Below are 15842 nucleotides of genomic sequence, written 5' to 3' on the forward strand. Positions count from 1 at the left end.
CATTCAGACATATGGCAGGTATAGATCTGTATGTGAAGTATTAGCAGCTGTGTTCTGGACTCCATAAATCAGCCTGATACTCATGCTGATAAAAATCGCTGATCCCAAGACCAATCAAACGAAACAATGCCTCATCATCAGGCATTCGCTGCATCAGATCCTTCCCAGCTGCTACCAAGGCAGCTGCATCCGGCAGTGGTGATGAATAGGTTTGAGAACGGGTATAAATCTGAAACTGAGTATTTTTTAATTTCAAAGTAATGCAATTACCCTGAAGACCCTTTCGCTGCATATTTTGTACTAAAACCTCAGCCAGATCGGGCAGATGGCGGGCAATTTCTTGCAGGCTTTCATTATTATCTAGCGTAATTTCAGTAGAAATCTGTTGTCGGTTGCGTTCTGGTGTAACTTCACGGTCGTCACGGCCTTGTGCCAAATCAAAGAGGCGATAACCCCAACGGCCGAAATGGTGTACCAGAACCGACATGCTTACTTTGCTTAAATCTCCAACAGTTTTCCAGCCTAAGGCATTCATTTTCTGCTCAGTTACTTTGCCGACACCGGGAATCTTGCCTAAAGGTAGATTGTGTAGAAAGTCTAATACTTGTACTGGCGCAATCACAAACTGGCCATTGGGTTTACGCCAGTCGGAAGCAATTTTGGCAAGAAATTTATTAGGGGCGATACCGGCAGAAGCTGTGAGACCCGTTTCTTTCAGTATAGACGCACGGATTTCCCGTGCAATATCGCGAGCATAGGGCAAACGACCTTTGTAATCGGTAACATCCAGATAGGCTTCGTCTAAAGATAAGGGTTCGATTTGGTCAGTATAGCGCCTAAATATATTGTGAATCTGACTGGATACAGCCCGATATTTATTAAAATCCGGTGGAATATAAATTGCCTGCGGGCACAATCTTTTGGCAGTTGTTACCGACATGGCTGAATGTAAACCGTATTGACGTGCCGGATAGGACGCAGCACAGATAACTGATCTGGGGCCATCCCAGGCCACCACAACAGGTTGGTCTTTTAGTTCAGGACGGTCGCGTAATTCAACTGAAGCATAGAAAGCATCCATATCTATATGGATTATTTTTCGTTCCGTCATATTAAGTCAATAAATACAAAAGGATGATTTACAATTTTTTCAGATTTGTTTAGGCTATTCCTCGTAGGCTTATCTTTTATCACCGCAAATAATTACCATCTTATTGTAAGCAGGAATCTAAACCCGTATTTGAGAATAGTCTACAATTTTTACCAAAAATCAGTTTATCAGAATAAAAGTGCTGATATATAACCATTCATTGCTGTAAGGATAATAGCCGCTAGTACCAATGCAAATGTGTACAAAGCAGAAAAGAGAGTATTTTTCTGTAAAAGATTGAGATTGTTTTACACAGATTATAAACTTTGGAAACCTGAATGAAATATAAAAGTATTCAGTTTAAGGTATTCTGGCCGATGTGATTTAAGATATTTTTCCACTCAAATTAAACAGACACCAATATTCAGCAGAATTATTGGTGCCTGTTTGGAAAATCAATTAGCGCAAAGTGTAGCCGTTGAGGTATTTGATGCGTTCATTAGTCAATTGAGTATCGCATTCCAGCCGCAGAAATTCTGCATAAGTTGCTGAGCTTGCTTTAGCTCCACGTGCCTGACACTGACTGGTTTTATTAGCTATCCATTTTTGTTCTTCGTGCTGTAAGGTTTTGCGCACGGTGTCGTCCAGATTACGCCATAATGTGTTGATTACATTGTTAGCGTTACGGTTGTTGTCACGTGCCAGCTGTAGCTGACTAGCATTTATCTCGCCCTGTCTGGTTGCATTTTCAGAATTCCGACTCATTGCATTATCATTAGCCTGATTGTCGTTAATTACAGCTGCTGCGTGGCCGTTCAGAATGGCACTGGCCATCTGTGCAGACTGGCTTTGTTGGTCAACCGGTGTAACTTTAGCATTAGGATTATTAATTAACTCAATGGCGTCAGCTCGTTTATAGGTATGGCCATTAATCACTACTATATCCTTGATACCGTAGGGCAATAACGTGTTGCCCAACACAGTACCTAAAGTCTGTATGCCAGCCAAATCAAAGTTAGTAGCCGCACTGGTCGCAGACGCTGCATTAGATGCAGCATTGCCATTAATGGTTACAGGTGAATATTGAATGGGTTTAGTAAACTCATTGTCATGCAAAACCACTTCATTGCCTTGCAATTGCTTATTCAGGCGAGCAATAAAATCTGTTTTACCAAAAAGCAGTGGAGCATTGGTTTTAATCTGCTGCCAGATATTGGTAGGGACAGTTACTTTAAGTTCACTGCTGCAAACCGGATTACCATTTCCGTCTTTATCTAATTTACCTTCAGACAAAGCAATATTTAATTCGCCGCCGGCACTGATTACTTTATCGGCATCAACATACTGACGCCTATCAGTCTGAGCAAATTGACGGGCATTGTTATCAATACCAGTGTGCAGAGTATCTTGGATCTGGTTGCGGATTTGTTCGGTGTTACAGCTCAGTTTTTCTGATGAATCATCGCGAGAACAGGCAGCCAGTGAAAGAATGCTGATAATGCTATATACGAGTACGCTTTTTTTCATGATTATTTCCTAAACAAACATGGATAAAATACAGACAACTCAATTACATATAACCCAAGTTCATTATGCTGCGTATGTAACCATTAATCATTTGATTTTACTAAAAAATACAAAAAAGCCTGAACATTGTTCAGGCTTTGGATAATCGAGGTGAAAATTAACGCAAACTATCAAGAATAGAATAAATTGGGCTTAGAATTGCTTCCCCAAGACGCAGAGAGCGCTGACCATTCCATCCGAAATCATCATCTGGCCACTGATTATTATCTTTAAATGGCATTTCCAAGGTGTATGCCAGACATTTAAATGTTTCACCGATATAGGAAGTAGCAATATTCAGATTGGCCTGACAAGCTGCATCTTTTTCATAGCCATATTTATCTTGAAAATCGGGACTGGCCACCAAAAAAGCCTGTTTGAACTGCTCCTGTAATTGATGCAAACGCTCATCAAAAGAAGGAATACCTTCATTACCAGAAAGGAATACGTAAGGAATAGATTCGTCACCGTGTATATCCAAAAACAAATCCACGCCGGTCTCATGCATTCTTTCGCGTACCAGATACACTTCGGGGCTGTTATGCATACTCGGATGCAGCCACTCACGATTCAAATTGGCTCCGGCGGCATTGGTGCGCAAGTTGCCCAGTACCGAACCATCAGGATTCATGTTAGGAACAATATAAAAAGTAGCTCGATCCAGCAAGGCTCTTGCTGTCGGGTCTTGATGGTCCAGTAAGCGTCCCAGCACGCCTTCAATAAACCATTCAGCCATGGTTTCACCCGGATGCTGGCGCGCAATAATCCAAATTTTTAAATCACTGGCAACTTGATTGCCGATAGTGAGTAAATTGATATCACGTCCTTGGATAGTGCTGCCTAAATCTTCTATCTGACACAATCCACTACTTTGACTGTCACCCAGTAAATTCAGATGCTGTTCATAGGTATATGGTTCGAAATAGGCGTAGTACACACTGTTGGACAATGGCGTATGGCAAATGGTTAAGATGCCATTTTCTAAAGTTGTAGGGACACGAAACCAGTTTATTCTGTCATAAGAGCACATGGCCTGATAATCTTCCCAGCCGGCTGGATAAGCTGATTCGGCTGTGTTGATAAAATTCAGACGAAGATTTTGGTAGGCTACGCCCTGCACGCGAAAATAAAACCACTGACGAAATTCGGCAGCATTGTCTTTGGGAAGTTTGAGCAGGATATTAGATGGATCATTGGCTTCAACAATTTCAACCTTACCACCATCAAACTGTGTGCTGATTTTAAGCATGCAACCACTTTCATTTAAACAACGGTCTTAATTATTATTGTAATCTTTCTGTATTCGACTTACCACGTCTGCCAGAAAAATTTATGGCAATTTGATAATCATTTTATATTGAGCGATAAATTGCGATTGATAAAGGATTTAACGATTCCGCCAATGGAATGCTTTTTTCTGGACGTTCAATGCAATCAGAATCACTGGCAGCAGAAGTGATACCAGTCTAGGTACGGTTATGAAACTTTTAGATTACTATTGTTTGAATTTTAAAATCTTTTTAGGATTATGATAAATTCTTCGGCGCACAGCAGCGCATTCCGCTAAAATAAGCAGTTATTTTCTGGTTTTTGGCTTTGCAATGGCCAGAATACTCCTATCAGAATTAATTTAAATTAATGGCTTACATGAACAATATACGCAATTTTTCTATCATCGCCCATATTGACCATGGGAAGTCGACCTTGGCGGATCGCTTTATTCAGTATTGTGGCGGTCTGGAAAACCGAGAAATGAGCGCTCAGGTGCTCGATTCGATGGACATTGAAAAAGAACGCGGCATCACTATCAAGGCGCAGACAGCAGCTTTGCAATACAAAGCGCAAGACGGGCAAGTGTATCAGCTGAATCTGATTGATACTCCAGGACATGTGGATTTTTCCTATGAAGTATCCCGCTCGCTGTCTGCCTGTGAGGGAGCTTTGCTGGTAGTAGACGCCTCGCAGGGTGTGGAAGCGCAGACAGTAGCCAATTGCTATACCGCAATTGATTTGGGCGTAGAAGTCCTGCCGGTGCTGAATAAAATTGATTTACCGGCGGCTGAGCCTGAGCGAGTGATTGAAGAAATAGAAGATATTATCGGTATCGAAGCCATGAATGCGGTGCGCTGTTCAGCTAAAAGTGGTGTCGGTATTGAGGATGTACTCGAAGAAATTGTCAAAAAGGTACCCGCACCCTCAGGTAAAGCAGATGCTCCATTGAAAGCCCTAATTATTGACTCATGGTTTGATAATTATGTAGGTGTAGTAATGCTGATTCGCATGGTGGACGGCTGTGTCAGTTTGAAAGATAAAGTGCGTTTCATGGCTACTGGTGCGGAAACACAGGTAGAACAACTTGGTATATTTACGCCCAAATCGGTGCAGAAACAACAGTTGAATGCTGGTGATGTGGGTTTTCTGATTACAGGAGTGAAAGAACTCGGCTCGGCCAAGGTAGGCGATACCATTACACTGGCTCGAGAACCCGCCAGTGAGCCTTTACCCGGATTTAAAGAAGTACAGCCACAGGTATTTGCTGGGCTATATCCGGTAGAAAGCCACGATTATGATGCTTTGCGTGAAGCGCTGGAAAAATTGCAACTGAATGATGCGGCGCTTAAATTTGAGCCAGAAGTTTCTCAAGCACTGGGCTTCGGATTCCGTTGTGGCTTTCTGGGTCTCCTGCATCTAGAAATTGTACAAGAGCGACTGGAACGCGAATTTGACATGGATTTGATTACCACTGCGCCAACAGTGGTTTATGAAGTGTTGCTAAAAAGTGGCGAGCGCATTGAAATTGAAAATCCATCTAAATTACCAGATATCGGCACACTCGAAGCCATTTATGAGCCAATCATTACCGCAACCATTTTATTGCCACAAGAATATGTTGGTGCTGTGATGACATTGTGCAACCAGAAACGCGGTGTACAGAAAAACATGCAGTACATGGGACGGCAGGTGATGCTGACTTATGAAATGCCAATGAATGAAGTGGTAATGGATTTCTTTGACAAACTCAAATCAACATCGCGTGGTTATGCTTCACTGGATTATGAATTTTTGGAATTCAGAGCAGCCGATTTGGTGAAATTGGATATTCTGGTCAACAGTGAAAAGGTCGATGCACTGAGCCTGATTGTACACCGTAGCAATTCAGTTCATCGTGGACGAGAGCTAGTTGCCAAGATGCGTGAACTGATTCCACGGCAGATGTTTGATATTGCGGTACAAGCTGCCATCGGCGGTAAGATTATCGCGCGTGAAAATGTTAAGGCATTGCGTAAAAATGTGCTGGCCAAATGCTATGGCGGTGATATTACGCGTAAGAAAAAACTACTGGAAAAACAGAAAGCCGGTAAAAAACGCATGAAGCAGGTAGGCAATGTAGAAATTCCGCAGACAGCCTTTCTGGCGATTTTACAGGTGGGAGATTAATACATGTCCAAGACAATGATTATCGGTGCTGCAGTATTGCTGGTACTGGGTATTTTGCTGTTTCTGAAAAGCACAAAAAAACGTGAAGAAAACGGTGAGTGGAGCGGTTCGCTGCAATGGGGCTACCTGCTGATGTTGGTAGGTGCGTTTGGTCTGTTATCAGTGCTGATGAGTTTTACTGCAGTACTACTGTTGTTTGTGCTGTTTACTGGCATAGCCTGGTTTATTCATCGCCAGAAAAGGAAAAATTCTGCTCAGCCCGATGATAATCACTTTACTGATTACATGAGCGGTTTTTTTCCCATCATTCTGGTGGTTTTTATTCTGCGTACTTTTGTCGCCGAACCTTTTCAGATTCCCTCCAGCTCAATGCGGCCGGGCCTGATTCCGGGTGATTTTATTTTAGTAAATAAATTCGCCTATGGTATTCGTTTGCCTATTCTAAACAATGTACTGATTCCGGTACACAAGGTAGAGCGGGGTGATGTAATGGTATTTAATTACCCTCGTGACACTCGAGTAAACTATATCAAACGTGTAATCGGCTTGCCGGGAGATGTGATTACTTATAAGGACAGAACACTGACCATCAATGGTAAGGTAGTTAATGATATTGATGAGCAGAAAATATATAGCTACCAAGAACAGGTACCTAATCTGGGCAAAATAATGATTCAGGCACAACAGCAAACTGAACAGCTAGGTAACAAGGCAATCGAAGTATTGAAAATGCCGCAGCAACCAGCAGTTATCTTAGAAGGTGTTCATTCTGACTTTCCTAATCGAGAAATGTGTTCATACTATCCTGACAGTAGTGGCTTTAGCTGTACCGTACCAACAGGCCAGTATTTTATGATGGGTGATAATCGTGACAACAGTGAAGACAGCCGTTACTGGGGTTTTGTGGATGATAAACTGGTAGTGGGTAAAGCGTTTTTGATATGGCTGAATTTGGGTGATATGAAACGAATCGGCACTAAAATTCAGTAATGTCTGATTTTAAGCGCAAGAATCTGTCTTGCGCTTTATCTTTTGTAGTGCACCTGCAGTTAGTATGCGAATGTAGGAAATGTTTGTCGCTAAAGAAATTAGATACAGGATTTATAAATAATAAATGAAAAAAAATGATGTACGCCATGAAAATGCTTTGATTAATGTACAGAAAATGCTTGGCTACCACTTCAAACGCACTGATTTTCTACAACAGGCATTGACGCATCGCAGTTACAGCGCGTTACACAATGAGCGGTTTGAGTTTATCGGCGACTCAATTTTAAATTATTCGGTAGCTAAAATGTTGTTTGAGGCCTTTCCACGCCTGACAGAAGGCGAGCTTTCCAGAATGCGTGCCAATCTGGTGAATCAGGATACTCTGGCTCAGATTGCGGCTGAATTAAGAATAGGCGATGCATTATTGCTGGGTAGCGGCGAACTGAAAAGCGGCGGATTTCGCCGGCCTTCAATATTGGCCGATGCCATGGAAGCCCTGTTTGCTGCGGTGAGTTTTGATGCCGATTTTAATACTGCTGAAGCCGTGGTAAGGCGTTTGTATGCGGAGCGTATCCGGCATATTAATCCTCAAGACAGCGGCAAAGATGCTAAAACCCGCTTGCAGGAAGGTTTGCAGGCACGGCACATGCCCTTGCCAAAATACCGAATTGTAGACCAGATTGGGGAAGGTCAGGATCAGCAATTTGTGGTGCAATGTGATCTGGGTGAAACCGGCTTTCAGACTGAGGCTGCAGGGCATAGCCGCCGCGAGGCAGAACAGCAAACCGCACAAACTGCTTTGGATTGGATGGAAAAGCATTTTCCACTGGCCAAAACCAGAAAAAAATAAGAATTCATGGCTAAACTATAAATGATATTTCTCGGTTAGCGGCTTGCTCTAAAAGCAAGTTTTTTCAGCAGATGAAAATATCGGCATGAAATGTGAGATTAGATTAGATTAGCTTTTCTCTTGCTATGCTAAAAGCCTATCAAGTTTGGACAAATATTTTACAAATAAGCAGATAAACACTGTCAATTCAAAGCCTTGCGTTAAGAAAAGCGACAGGTAATTTTGTATCCATTTCCGGACGGTTAATGCATTATTTGGTATTGTTAGATAGCAAAAAAGCTTGATTATCTGGACTACCGGTTCATCTTAAAAAAAGCTAAGTTATTTTTTATTGATGGATTATGATATCTTCGATTTATCCTCTTACTGAAAAGCACCTCTTCAGAACATTGATTGAATAAGAAAAAAAACTTTGAGTTTAGTTTTGGCGCAAATGATTTGTCTAAATGATAAGTAATCATTTATTCTGATGGCTAAGTAGGAATGAATAAATTTTATGCACTTGCTTTTGCACGTTTTGTATTAATTTTAGCCTCGGCAAGGCTGTCTGTATTTTTTGAAAGAATGTATGTCTGTAAAGCCCGATTACCAGCATCCCTCCTCATCCGATAATTTCCGTTGCGGCTTTGTGGCCATCGTAGGCCGCCCGAATGTGGGTAAATCCACATTGATGAATCATCTGATAGGCCAAAAAATCAGTATTACCAGTAAAAAAGCTCAAACTACACGCCATAAAGTGAATGGTATCTATACCGATAACGAAGCTCAGCTGGTATTTGTGGATACACCCGGTTTTCAAACATACCATCGCAATGCATTAAATGACCGTTTAAATCAGAATGTCACCGAAGCTGTTGCCGGTGTGGATGTGATTGTATTTGTTGTTGAAGCTTTGCGCTTTTCAGATGCGGATCGTGAAGTGTTGCAGCAATTACCTAAACGTATTCCAGTGGTATTAGTGATTAATAAAGTGGATAAAGCGAAAGCAAAAGACCAGAGCGTGATGCAAGCATTTATTGAGGAAGTGCAGCAAGAATTTACTTTTGCCAGCGTTACCTTGGTCAGTGCCAAGCATGGTCTGGGTGTTTCTCAGCTTGTACGCACGCTTAAGCCAATGCTACCACAAGGTATCCCGCTTTATCCGGAAGATATGGTTACCGATAAATCGGCACGTTTTCTGTCCATGGAAATTGTTCGCGAAAAACTGTTTCGTTATCTGGGCGAAGAACTGCCCTATGCGATGAATGTAGAAGTAGAGCAGTTTGCAGAAGAAGAAGGGCTGTATCGCATATATATTGCTGTACTGGTGGATAAAGACAGCCAGAAGGGCATTCTGATTGGTAAGGGTGGTGAAAAGCTAAAAAAAATATCTACTGAGGCTCGGCTAGATATGGAAAAATTGTTTGAAACCAAAGTATTTTTAAAAGTTTGGGTAAAAGTGAAATCGGGCTGGGCGGATGATATTCGTTTTCTGCGTGAACTGGGTATGTAAAAAGGGTTAGATTTTAGTGCTGTTTGGGGCTACCGATAGCAATCAATCAGTCATGGTAAATGATTTTGTTTACATCAAAATATTCTGATATCCTTAACATGTTGCAGAACAGATAACTGCAATGTTGCTGTGTTTGGAAAATCAGATGTCTACACAATGCTATTAAATATTCTAGATTTTGTTCACACTACAATCCGTCAGGTTGTACAGGCTGGAGATACTGTAATAGATGCTACGGCAGGTAATGGATACGATACGTTGTTTTTAGCATCCTGTGTAGGTCCTACTGGGAAAGTAGTGGCCTTTGATATTCAACCTGCAGCTATTGTATCTACACGTACCAAACTGGAAAGTGCTGGTATGAGTGATTGGGTAGATCTGATACAGACAGGCCATGAACATATGAATGAATATATCAAAAGCGAAGTTTGTGCCATTATGTTTAATTTGGGCTATTTACCAGGTGCGGACAAAAATTGTACCACTACAGCCATTACCACACTTAAAGCCATGCAGACTGGATTAGCACATCTAGCACCTGGTGGCATACTGGCAGTGGTAATTTATCCTGGTCACGAGCAGGGTAAAATTGAGGCAGAGGCCGTGCTAAGCTGGGCAGAAAAGTTGCCGCAACAGCAGATATCCGTGCTGCAATATGCTTTTATCAATCGTGTTCACAATGCACCCTTTGCTTTATTCTTACAAAAGCGCAATTAAAGAACTACGAAAATAATCATGAGGAAAACACATGAAACGCAAGGAACTCATACAGCTTGCTGCTACAGTATTGCAGCGGCTTGATGCCATACTACCGCCTTTGGCTAAGGAACCAGACTGGACAGCTATTGCCTACCGCTGGCATAGGCTGGGTAATAAAGGTGTTCTGGAAAGCCTGCCGCATCCGCATACATTTGATCTTAACTGTCTAGCCGCTGTTGATGAGCAACGCAAGCAACTAGTGCGTAATACTGAACAGTTTCTAGCTGGCCGTTCTGCAAATAATGTATTGATGACCGGTGCACGCGGTACAGGCAAATCCTCACTGGTAAAAGCGTTATTGCATCAATATGCCAGCAAGGGTCTGCGACTGGTGGAAGTTGACAAAAATGATTTACTTACTTTGCCTGCGTTGCTGAATATACTAAAACAAAGGCCGGAAAAATTTATTTTGTTTTGTGATGATTTGTCGTTTGAAGATGGCGACGAAGCTTATAAGGCTTTGAAAACCACACTGGACGGCGGTTTATCACAACGCTGTGATAATGTATTAGTCTATGCAACTTCTAATCGACGTCACTTAATGCCGGAATATATGGCAGACAATATGGCTCAGACAAGCCAAGGCGGGGAAGTCCATCCACAGGAAGCGGTTGAAGAAAAAGTGTCTTTGTCTGATCGTTTCGGATTGTGGCTAAGTTTTTACCCATTTGACCAGAATGCTTACTTGCAGGCCGTAGAAAACTGGCTGGCTGAGGCAGGTTTACAAATGGATGATACTGCCCGACGCGCAGCACTAAACTGGAGCCAGAGCCGCGGCAGCCGTTCGGGCAGGGTGGCATGGCAATTTGTGTGCGATTGGGCTGGACGAAAACCAGAAGAGCGCACTCTTTAAGTATTGACAGCTTTAATCGTTGATATATTGGTGTCTCTAAACAAACATAAGACTTTTGATAAGGTATATTTTTATCAAAAGTTTTTTCAATGAGTAGTGGCTTGAGATTCTGAAACTAAGAATTGCGAGGAATCGGTTTTAAACCTTGATCAGCTAACAGACAGCGATATGAATGGACGCTAATAAGCTTTTATTCTCATCCTTTTGCGTCAGAATTGCTATCTTAGAATTCCAATTCAGTTATCAAATAAATCCGATTGAACTTTGGGTGGAGCGACCTGTACACTGCGCTCGCCGCTGGCAAAACGAATATTAAGAAACTGACCGGTTTTCAGTTTGTTACCATCACTAACGATATGCCCACGCTGATTGGTTACCACACTATAACCTCTGGCCAAAATCTGCAAAGGTGATACAGCCTCAAGTAACGAATTCTGCTGTTGTAATCTTTGCTGTGCATTTAGCAGAATGTGTTGCCATAACTGCTGCAATTGCTGATGTTGAAAAATAAGCCTTTGGTGTGCATGGTCGGTTTGAGGCCGCAGATTGATTAAAAGGTGCTGTTGCTGTAAAAGATTTTGCTGGTGCTGCCTGAATTGCCGCTGCATGCTGAGCTGCAATACGCGCTGCATATCAGATAATTGCTGCTGTTGTTGCTGCCAATTTTGCTGTGGGTGTCTTAAATGACGTGCCAGCCAGTCAAGCCGTTGTGAAGCATCATAATAGCGTTGCTGCAGTATTTGATAGATACGGGTCTGCAATAAAGCGACATTGCGCCGCAATTGTGCCATATCTGGGCTAACCAATTCTGCGGCAGCAGTAGGCGTAGGCGCGCGCACATCAGCGGCGAAATCTGTCAGGGTGAAATCAGTTTCATGACCCACACCACTCACGGTCGGAATAATGCTATCGGCTACAGCACGAACAACCATTTCCTCATTGTAAGACCACAAATCCTCAATACTGCCACCACCACGGCAGACAATCAGTACATCCGCTTGAGCATGCTGATTGGCACTGGCAATAGCCGCTGCAATCTGCATTTCACTGCCGGCTCCCTGTACCGCTGTAGGGTAAACTATCACATGAATACCACTATGGCGCCGGCGTAAAGTTGTCACCACATCGCGTAAGGCTGCTGCCGCCAGACTGGTTACCACGCCGACTACCTTCGGATGAGCAGGTAAAGGGCGTTTACGTTCGGCTGCAAACAGGCCTTCTACTGTTAATTGTTGCTTGAGTCGTTCGTAAGCTTCGTATAACTGTCCCAAGCCTTTATGGCGTACGGCATTAACGGTAATCTGAAATTCTCCACGGGCTTCATAAATACTGATTTTGCCGGAAACTTCCAGATGATCACCCTCTTGCAATGGCTGGCTCATTTGCTGTGCTACACCTTTAAACAATACACAGCGAACCTGCGCGCGCGCATCTTTTAGTGAAAAATAATAATGTCCACTGGCTGCACGGGTAAGATTGGAAACTTCTCCGCCTACCCACAGACCAATCAGATTTTCTTCGAGCAACTGCCGCGCACATGCGTTCAGCTCAGAAACACTCAGCGCCGCAGGCGCAAAGAATTCAGACATAGAAAACACCATTATTTTTTGCAAATTTATTAGCTGAATATTATACGGACTTTTATGTTGAGTTTCAGTTCCGTCTGCGTGCCATGGTATAGTAGTATTTTATCGTTGAGAGCCACAACATGGACTGGTTAGCCGGTTTAATACAGCGTCACTGGCAGCATCCTCAAATGGCTTTGAGTATCGCATTGTGGCCGCTTGCCAGAATCTTTCAGACCATAACCTGGCTGCGTCGATTATTTTATCGGACAGGTATATTATCTAACACCAAATTGCCATGCCCTGTAGTGGTGATTGGCAATATCCATGTTGGTGGAGTAGGTAAGACACCGCTTGTAGCAACTTTGGTAAAGGCACTGCAGGCGCGACAAATAAAAGTAGGTATTATCAGCCGGGGATACGGGCGCAGCAGTAAGACGACTGTTATTGTTGAGAATGGCACTGTTGTCAGTGAGGCCGGAGATGAACCTCTAATGCTGTTTCAGCAAACACAGGCACCAATTGCAGTGGCCACCACACGTGAAGCTGCCGGCCGAGCACTGTTAGCTGCTTACCCAGACATACAGCTCCTGATTAGTGATGACGGCCTACAGCATTATGCTTTGAAACGAGATATGGAAATCGTGGTTTTTCCATCCGCTGATATCGGCAGAAAAATGGATGTACTGCCAAACGGTCCTTTACGTGAACCTTTACGCCGGCTGCAATACGTAAATGGTATTATTTTTAGTCAGGGTAACCAGCAATCTATACAACAGGCCAACCAGGCGGGGCTAATCATTAATAACCAATGGAAAGGTTATAGCTCAATCAATTATGGCGCTTTTTATTCTTTGAATCAGCCGCATCGTACGGCACAGGCTCAAGAATTTAGAGGCAAACATTGTGCTGCCATAGCAGCCATAGGGCGTCCGCAGCGTTTTTTTCTGGCATTGCAAAATTTAGGGATTGAGCTTGTACAAACCGTAGCATTAAATGATCATGCCAGCATTGAATCGGCAGACTGGCCAGAGGCAGACGTGGTATTTATCACCGAAAAGGATGCAGTTAAACTGACCACATCCATGCCTAACAACATCTGGGTTTTACCGCTTTCTGCACAGATATGTCCTGATTTAGCGCAGTTTATTCAGACTGAATTACAACTACAACAGCGCCCATAAATTCCAATAGTTATTTAATTAAACAGATGCCATCAGCACTGGCTGCTGGTAAAATTTGTTCTAGGAAAGTATCTTGGCTGATATCAATTGCCTCATTTACACGAGAGCATATTCAGAATAAAGCGGGATGAGTACGTAACGGATAGAGAAATGTTGTACTGTCTCACTATTCCGTTATATGGTAAAGTCATTGATGATTGCGATTGGAAATTAAATAAGCGGCTGTGCCTGATTCAAATACAATCCGAATCGATAAGGATATAGCTTGCCACTACAGTGGTATGAAGGACTAAAAATGGATCAAAAATATTTGGATATTCTGGTATGCCCCGAATGTAAGGGGAAACTACAATGGCATACACAGCAGCAGGAACTGTGGTGTCGGGCATCTCGTCTGGCTTTTCCGATTAAAGATGGTATTCCCTATATGCTGATTAATGAGGCACGTCAGCTATCAGATGAAGAATGTGCGGCTAGCGCATGAGTAATTTTATCGTATTAATTCCGGCTCGTTTGTCTTCCAGCCGTCTGCCTAATAAGGCTTTAGCAGATATCCATGGTAAACCAATGGTGGTACGCGTAGCCGAGCGTGCGCAACTAAGTAATGCAGACAGAATTGTTGTAGCTACAGACCACGCAGATATTCAGGCTGCCTGTCAGGAGCATGGAATTGAAGCAGTGCTAACAGCCACCGAGCATGAAAGTGGTACCACTCGGCTGGCTGAAGCTGCAAGGATTTTGAATTTGGCTGATCAGGATTGTGTTATCAATGTGCAAGGGGATGAGCCACTGATTGAACCAGAGCTAATAAATGCTGTGGCTATGCAGTTGGCGCAAAGCAAGGCTCCCATGGCTACCGCTGCACACAAATTAACTGATTACGCTGATTTTACCGATGCGAATTGCGTTAAGGTTGTGCTGAACAATCAAAATAATGCCCTCTATTTCAGCCGTGCCCCGATACCTTGGCCGCGGGAACTAATGCGTAGCGGCGCTGAAGTAATGCCTACGGATATCTCCGTGTACCGGCATATCGGTATATATGGCTATCGGGTACAGTTTCTGCACCAATATACTGAGCTAACTCCATCACCATTGGAACAAATTGAGTCACTGGAGCAGCTACGGGTGTTATGGCATGGTTTTAGTATCGCAGTACAAATTACCTCTCACGCACCGGCGGCTGGCGTGGATACAGCAGCTGATCTTGAACGCGTACGTGCCAGCTGGACAAACTGACAACATCAAATCTGAACAGTTTATCTTTTATTTAACTTAAGTGTTTTTCAGGAGTTGCAATGAAAATTCTATTGTTAGGCGCGCCAGGAGCCGGAAAAGGCACTCAGGCACAATACATTACTGCTGCTTTCAATATTCCGCAGATTTCTACCGGAGACATGCTTCGTGCGGCTGTTAAAGCCGGCACACCTCTGGGTGTTGAGGCCAAAAAAATTATGGATGCCGGCGGATTAGTACGGGACGATATTATTATTGGCTTGGTTAAAGAACGGATTGCACAGCCAGATTGTGCCAATGGTTTCTTATTTGATGGCTTCCCGCGCACGCTGGCTCAGGCTCAGGCAATGGAAAAAGCAGGTGTGCATTTAGATGCAGTGGTAGAAATCGCTGTACCAGATGAAGTTATTATCGAACGCCTATCCGGCCGCAGAGTTCATCAACCGTCAGGGCGTACCTATCATCTGATTTACAATCCACCCAGAGTCAACGGCGTAGACGATGAAACCGGCGAACCGCTGATTCAACGGGACGATGATCAGGAAGAAACCATCAAAAAGCGTTTGCAGGTTTACCATGAGCAGACAGAAGTGCTGATTGATTTTTATGGCAAACAGGATGGTGACAATGCGCCAGATTATATCCGTGTAGACGGTACGCAGCCAGTAGAGGCAGTGAAAACTCAAGTGTTGGCAGCATTAAAACTGTAATATCAGTAAACCATCAGGCTGTCTGTTCGAAAAGGTAGACAGCCTGAAAATTAGCTGTTATGTACCAAAACGATTTCATAATCAAGAATACTGAATAGAGATTCAGTTC

Annotated in this window: 14 protein-coding genes; 10 read left to right on the top strand and 4 right to left on the bottom strand. The window is 43.2% G+C overall.

What is annotated here, in order from left to right; translation table 11 throughout:
* Positions 1 to 40: 40 nt before the first annotated feature.
* The 3 genes from dinB to ACQP6D_RS00410 form a co-directional block, all read right to left on the bottom strand.
* Positions 41 to 1111, bottom strand: a complete 1071-nt coding sequence (gene dinB, locus ACQP6D_RS00400) for a DNA polymerase IV (protein WP_427857152.1) — start codon at positions 1109 to 1111, stop codon at positions 41 to 43.
* 438 nt (positions 1112 to 1549) lie between these two features.
* Positions 1550 to 2617, bottom strand: a complete 1068-nt coding sequence (locus tag ACQP6D_RS00405; RefSeq protein WP_427857153.1) for a lysozyme inhibitor LprI family protein — start codon at positions 2615 to 2617, stop codon at positions 1550 to 1552.
* A 157-nt stretch (positions 2618 to 2774) separates the two neighbouring features.
* Positions 2775 to 3905, bottom strand: a complete 1131-nt coding sequence (locus tag ACQP6D_RS00410; RefSeq protein WP_427857154.1) for a M14 family metallopeptidase — start codon at positions 3903 to 3905, stop codon at positions 2775 to 2777.
* Positions 3906 to 4303: 398 nt separating this feature from the next.
* On the opposite strand from ACQP6D_RS00410, the gene lepA reads away from it, so the two are divergent.
* From lepA to ACQP6D_RS00440, 6 genes are all read left to right on the top strand, one after another.
* Positions 4304 to 6094, top strand: a complete 1791-nt coding sequence (lepA, locus tag ACQP6D_RS00415) for a translation elongation factor 4 (protein ID WP_427857155.1) — start codon at positions 4304 to 4306, stop codon at positions 6092 to 6094.
* 3 nt (positions 6095 to 6097) lie between these two features.
* Positions 6098 to 7084: a signal peptidase I gene (lepB, locus tag ACQP6D_RS00420; protein WP_427857156.1), complete on the top strand. Its 987-nt coding sequence runs from the start codon at positions 6098 to 6100 to the stop codon at positions 7082 to 7084.
* A gap of 124 nt (positions 7085 to 7208) precedes the next feature.
* Positions 7209 to 7934, top strand: a complete 726-nt coding sequence (rnc, locus tag ACQP6D_RS00425; RefSeq protein WP_427857157.1) for a ribonuclease III — start codon at positions 7209 to 7211, stop codon at positions 7932 to 7934.
* Positions 7935 to 8502: 568 nt separating this feature from the next.
* On the top strand, positions 8503 to 9426 hold the full coding sequence (era, locus tag ACQP6D_RS00430; RefSeq protein ID WP_427857158.1) for a GTPase Era: 924 nt from the start codon (positions 8503 to 8505) through the stop codon (positions 9424 to 9426).
* 156 nt (positions 9427 to 9582) lie between these two features.
* Entirely contained in the window at positions 9583 to 10143 is a 561-nt protein-coding gene (locus tag ACQP6D_RS00435) for a class I SAM-dependent methyltransferase (protein ID WP_427857159.1), read from the top strand.
* Positions 10144 to 10174: 31 nt separating this feature from the next.
* The gene (locus ACQP6D_RS00440) at positions 10175 to 11038 is read left to right on the top strand and encodes an ATP-binding protein (protein WP_427857160.1); all 864 of its coding nucleotides are present in this window, start codon (positions 10175 to 10177) and stop codon (positions 11036 to 11038) included.
* 236 nt (positions 11039 to 11274) lie between these two features.
* Here ACQP6D_RS00440 and xseA read toward each other — a convergent pair whose 3' ends face one another.
* The gene (xseA, locus tag ACQP6D_RS00445; RefSeq protein ID WP_427857161.1) at positions 11275 to 12627 is read right to left on the bottom strand and encodes an exodeoxyribonuclease VII large subunit; all 1353 of its coding nucleotides are present in this window, start codon (positions 12625 to 12627) and stop codon (positions 11275 to 11277) included.
* A gap of 119 nt (positions 12628 to 12746) precedes the next feature.
* Between xseA and lpxK the strand changes: the two genes are divergently transcribed.
* The 4 genes from lpxK (at position 12747) to adk (ending at position 15733) form a co-directional block, all read left to right on the top strand.
* A complete protein-coding gene (lpxK, locus tag ACQP6D_RS00450; protein WP_427857162.1) occupies positions 12747 to 13787 on the top strand; it encodes a tetraacyldisaccharide 4'-kinase in 1041 nt (346 codons plus the stop codon).
* Positions 13788 to 14082: 295 nt separating this feature from the next.
* A complete protein-coding gene (locus tag ACQP6D_RS00455; RefSeq protein WP_267390383.1) occupies positions 14083 to 14271 on the top strand; it encodes a Trm112 family protein in 189 nt (62 codons plus the stop codon).
* The gene (gene kdsB / locus ACQP6D_RS00460; protein WP_267390382.1) at positions 14268 to 15026 is read left to right on the top strand and encodes a 3-deoxy-manno-octulosonate cytidylyltransferase; all 759 of its coding nucleotides are present in this window, start codon (positions 14268 to 14270) and stop codon (positions 15024 to 15026) included. Before ACQP6D_RS00455 ends, kdsB begins: the two co-directional genes overlap by 4 nt.
* A gap of 59 nt (positions 15027 to 15085) precedes the next feature.
* Positions 15086 to 15733 carry an adenylate kinase gene (gene adk, locus ACQP6D_RS00465; RefSeq protein ID WP_100140600.1) on the top strand — a complete coding sequence of 216 codons (648 nt, stop codon included), beginning with the start codon at positions 15086 to 15088 and terminating at the stop codon, positions 15731 to 15733.
* The last annotated feature ends 109 nt before the right edge of the window (positions 15734 to 15842 follow it).

It is taken from the genome of Snodgrassella sp. CS2 (assembly GCF_050310315.1).
Taxonomy (GTDB): Bacteria; Pseudomonadota; Gammaproteobacteria; order Burkholderiales; family Neisseriaceae; genus Snodgrassella; species Snodgrassella alvi_E.

Excerpts from the sequence above, each read along its gene's own strand:
- dinB (WP_427857152.1), bottom strand. The coding sequence starts at position 1,111 with ATGACGGAACGAAAAATAATCCATATAGATATGGATGCTTTCTATGCT.
- ACQP6D_RS00405 (WP_427857153.1), bottom strand. The coding sequence starts at position 2,617 with ATGAAAAAAAGCGTACTCGTATATAGCATTATCAGCATTCTTTCACTG.
- ACQP6D_RS00410 (WP_427857154.1), bottom strand. The coding sequence starts at position 3,905 with ATGCTTAAAATCAGCACACAGTTTGATGGTGGTAAGGTTGAAATTGTT.
- lepA (WP_427857155.1), top strand. The coding sequence starts at position 4,304 with ATGAACAATATACGCAATTTTTCTATCATCGCCCATATTGACCATGGG.
- lepB (WP_427857156.1), top strand. The coding sequence starts at position 6,098 with ATGTCCAAGACAATGATTATCGGTGCTGCAGTATTGCTGGTACTGGGT.
- rnc (WP_427857157.1), top strand. The coding sequence starts at position 7,209 with ATGAAAAAAAATGATGTACGCCATGAAAATGCTTTGATTAATGTACAG.
- era (WP_427857158.1), top strand. The coding sequence starts at position 8,503 with ATGTCTGTAAAGCCCGATTACCAGCATCCCTCCTCATCCGATAATTTC.
- ACQP6D_RS00435 (WP_427857159.1), top strand. The coding sequence starts at position 9,583 with ATGCTATTAAATATTCTAGATTTTGTTCACACTACAATCCGTCAGGTT.
- ACQP6D_RS00440 (WP_427857160.1), top strand. The coding sequence starts at position 10,175 with ATGAAACGCAAGGAACTCATACAGCTTGCTGCTACAGTATTGCAGCGG.
- xseA (WP_427857161.1), bottom strand. The coding sequence starts at position 12,627 with ATGTCTGAATTCTTTGCGCCTGCGGCGCTGAGTGTTTCTGAGCTGAAC.
- lpxK (WP_427857162.1), top strand. The coding sequence starts at position 12,747 with ATGGACTGGTTAGCCGGTTTAATACAGCGTCACTGGCAGCATCCTCAA.
- ACQP6D_RS00455 (WP_267390383.1), top strand. The coding sequence starts at position 14,083 with ATGGATCAAAAATATTTGGATATTCTGGTATGCCCCGAATGTAAGGGG.
- kdsB (WP_267390382.1), top strand. The coding sequence starts at position 14,268 with ATGAGTAATTTTATCGTATTAATTCCGGCTCGTTTGTCTTCCAGCCGT.
- adk (WP_100140600.1), top strand. The coding sequence starts at position 15,086 with ATGAAAATTCTATTGTTAGGCGCGCCAGGAGCCGGAAAAGGCACTCAG.